Source organism: Planctomycetota bacterium (assembly GCA_038746835.1).
Classification (GTDB): Bacteria; Planctomycetota; Phycisphaerae; order Tepidisphaerales; family Tepidisphaeraceae; genus JBCDKH01.
The window spans coordinates 1-3,012 of the sequence record JBCDKH010000287.1 but is presented as its reverse complement, the minus strand read 5'-3'; the positions used below and the strand labels follow the sequence as shown (position 1 = coordinate 3,012).

At 64.1% G+C, this 3,012-nt stretch carries 2 protein-coding genes; one reads left to right on the top strand and one right to left on the bottom strand.

Annotated elements, in window-relative coordinates:
* The coding region (locus tag AAGI46_16670) for a hypothetical protein (GenBank protein ID MEM1013841.1) at window positions 1-2,254 on the bottom strand (2,254 nt) is incomplete at its 3' end.
* A gap of 83 nt (window positions 2,255-2,337) precedes the next feature.
* Between AAGI46_16670 and AAGI46_16665 the strand changes: the two genes are divergently transcribed.
* A partial coding sequence (locus AAGI46_16665) for a GTP-binding protein (GenBank protein ID MEM1013840.1) occupies window positions 2,338-3,012 on the top strand: 675 nt, incomplete at its 3' end.

Genomic DNA, 3,012 nt, shown 5'->3' with positions numbered 1-3,012 from the left:
CGGGGACGTCGTCGTTGCGTCGCAGTTCCCGCAGTTCCTGGAGGAGGCCCATGGCTTCGTCGAGCCGCGTCGGGTCGGTACGGCCGACCTCGCCGACGTGGCTGGTGAGGTTGACGAGCCCCATGGCGAGCTGTTCGCGGATGACGGGGACGTCGTCGTTGCGTCGCAGTTCCCGCAGTTCCTGGAGGAGGCCCATGGCTTCGTCGAGCCGCGCCGGGTCGGTACGGCCGACCTCGCCGACGTGGTTGGTGAGGTTGACGAGCCCCTTGGCGAGCTGATTGCTGATCTCCGGGCTGGGATCCGCGACAGCGAGCATGCGAAGCTCCTGCAACGACGCTTCACAAGCCGCGATGAACTCCGGCGTCGGCTTTCTGTCTCGACCTGAGACTTGGACCTGCAGCATCGCATAGGTCACGTTCGCCCGTGGGTCGCTCGGTTGGCATCGAAGGAGTGGCCCGTTTTCGACGTCGTCGGGGAAGTCGCGCAGCATGCGGTCGATCACGGCCAACGTCGCGATCGGATCGAGCTGCCATGCCAGGCGGATCAACGCAGTGCGACCCGACGGGGAAAAGTGCGGGTCTTCCAGCAATGTGAGCAGGAAGTACTCGCCGACGGGATCAGGCGTGAGTGGGTGCAGGCCGATCGGGCCGGACGGTGGCTGGCCGACCATCGAGCTGTGTCTGCTGACAACGTTGATCGGGTCGGCGTCGAGTGCCGCGAACATGCTGGCGGAGCGAGCTTCCTTAAGTTGGTCAATTTCTTCGGTCTGGACGAGTCCGTAGCAAAGTGTCGCGAGGGCGACGAGCCGCTCGTGGACGTTGTGACGCTGGTAGCTCCCGCCGGGCGCGAGCAGGGGGGCCCAGAACTTGTCACGTTCGCGACGTACGACTGCGTCCAACAGATCCTTGATGGTCCACTCGGTGTGCGACGCGTCGGGCTGCTCGGCGAGATAGACGCCGAGCAGAATGGCGTAGAGCGAGCGAGTCCGGCCGTCGAGCTCCCGCAGTCGGCCCAGCGACGCTTCGCGATCGGGAAGCGTGCCGCCTCCATCGTGATACCGGTGGAAAGTCTCTTCGACGAGGCCCCAGAGGTGGTCGTCGCCGAGGGGACGAATTCCGCTGGCAGACAAAAGGCCGCCGCTACTCGTCGCATCGTCAGCGAGCGGATCGAGGACGTCGTAGCACTTCTTGCTCTGTTCACTGCTGGCTGCTTCCGGCAGAAGGTCCCGACCCCACGTCGTGTGTTGCCAGGCTTGGTCGGTCTCGCGTTCGAGGAGCAGGAGTCGAACTGGGTGGGCGAGGTCGGTTCTTCCTCGAAGCTGGGTAAGGACCGTGCCGAGTTGCTTTGCCGCTGCGACCACGTAGTCGAAGACGATGAACGTGGGCTCGTCGGGCTGCCACGCCGTCCAGTCGACGCGGGTGAGCGATTCTGGCTCAAGGAACCCGACGTCCCAGCTGGCTTCGTGGTCGAGGCACATCTCCAGCCCGAACCGGCTCTTGCCCGCACCGCCTCCGGCAAGGAGGAGCGCCCAACGAAAACGTGGACGGTCGGGGGCACGATCCTTAAGCCATTCGCGAAGCTTCTGGGTTTCGACCTCACGCCCGACGAACCGGTTCGCCCGGTGCGTGTACCGCGTGCCTGCAATCCGATCCGATGACTCCGGCATGTTGTAAACGGGCAGCCTGAGCTGGGGCGTGCCGACGAGCAGGTCTTTGATCTTGTTGAGCGTGCCGGCTTGCCGTTTGAGCGATTCGTCCAGCTCGTCGAACCGTCGGACGATGAGACGTTCAAGCGTCTGCGTCATCGCGGGATGCGCGTCGAGTGCTTCCTCGATGACCCGCACCCGTTCGTTGGTGTCGTTCCCGACTATTCGAACCTCTTCGAGCGTGTCCTGCAGGAAGACGAGTCGATCGCGAAGGTCACGCGTTTTGACCTGCAGGCCGACGTAGACGTCCGTCAGCATCTTCGAGTCGGCGGCGTCGTTTGCGAGGCTTTTGTCGAAGAGCGTCTTGATTTCTGCCTCAAGCGCCGCTTGGTCGACGGCTTCGGCACGACTCTTCTTGAGGCGAAGGCCGAGAAAGATGCTTAGCAGCCCAGCGGTCGACAGGACGGCCCCAGCTGGCGGGACAACCCAGGAGCCGGCGATCAACGTAGCTAGCCCGGCGGACAGTCCGCTCGCACCCACGCTGCCGGCAAGGTCTCCGAGGCAGTTGACGGTCGTTTCCCGCAGCTTGTTGTTCCCCGATCCCGACATGATCGTGGATGTTAGCAGTCAACAGCACCGGCAACCTTCACGGCACTGCCATCGCCGGACGCGCGACCTACCCTGCCGCACCAATGTCTGCCGCTACTGCCCCTCGCCGCGACGATCTGCGGAATGTCGCTATCATCGCCCACGTCGACCATGGGAAGACGACCCTCGTCGATGCACTGCTGCGCCAGAGTGGGAACTTTCGCGATACGCAGCTCTCGGACGACCTGATCATGGACTCGAACCCGCTGGAGCGGGAGCGGGGGATCACGATCCTCTCGAAGAACGTGGCGATTACCTACCGGGGTGAAGACGGGAACGAGACCAAGATCAACCTGATCGACACGCCGGGGCACGCGGACTTTGGCGGGGAGGTCGAGCGGGTGCTCAGCATGGCGGACGGGTGTTTCCTGCTGGTGGACGCGGCGGAGGGGCCGATGCCGCAGACGCGTTTCGTGTTGGGTAAGGCGTTGGGGTTGGGGCTCAAGCCGATCGTCGTCATCAACAAAATCGACCGGCCGGACAAGCGGCCGGACGAGGTGCTCAACGAGATCTTCGACCTCTTCGTCGAGCTGGATGCGCACGACGATCAGCTCGACTTCCCGGTGCTCTACGCCAGCGGGCGGGATGGTTGGGCGAGTGACGAGGTGGACAAGAAGGGCGAGGACATTCGGCCGATCTTCGAGGCGATCTTGAAGCAGGTGCCGGGGCCCGAAGCCGATGTCGAAGGGCCGCTCAGGATGCGGATTCAGACGCTGGCG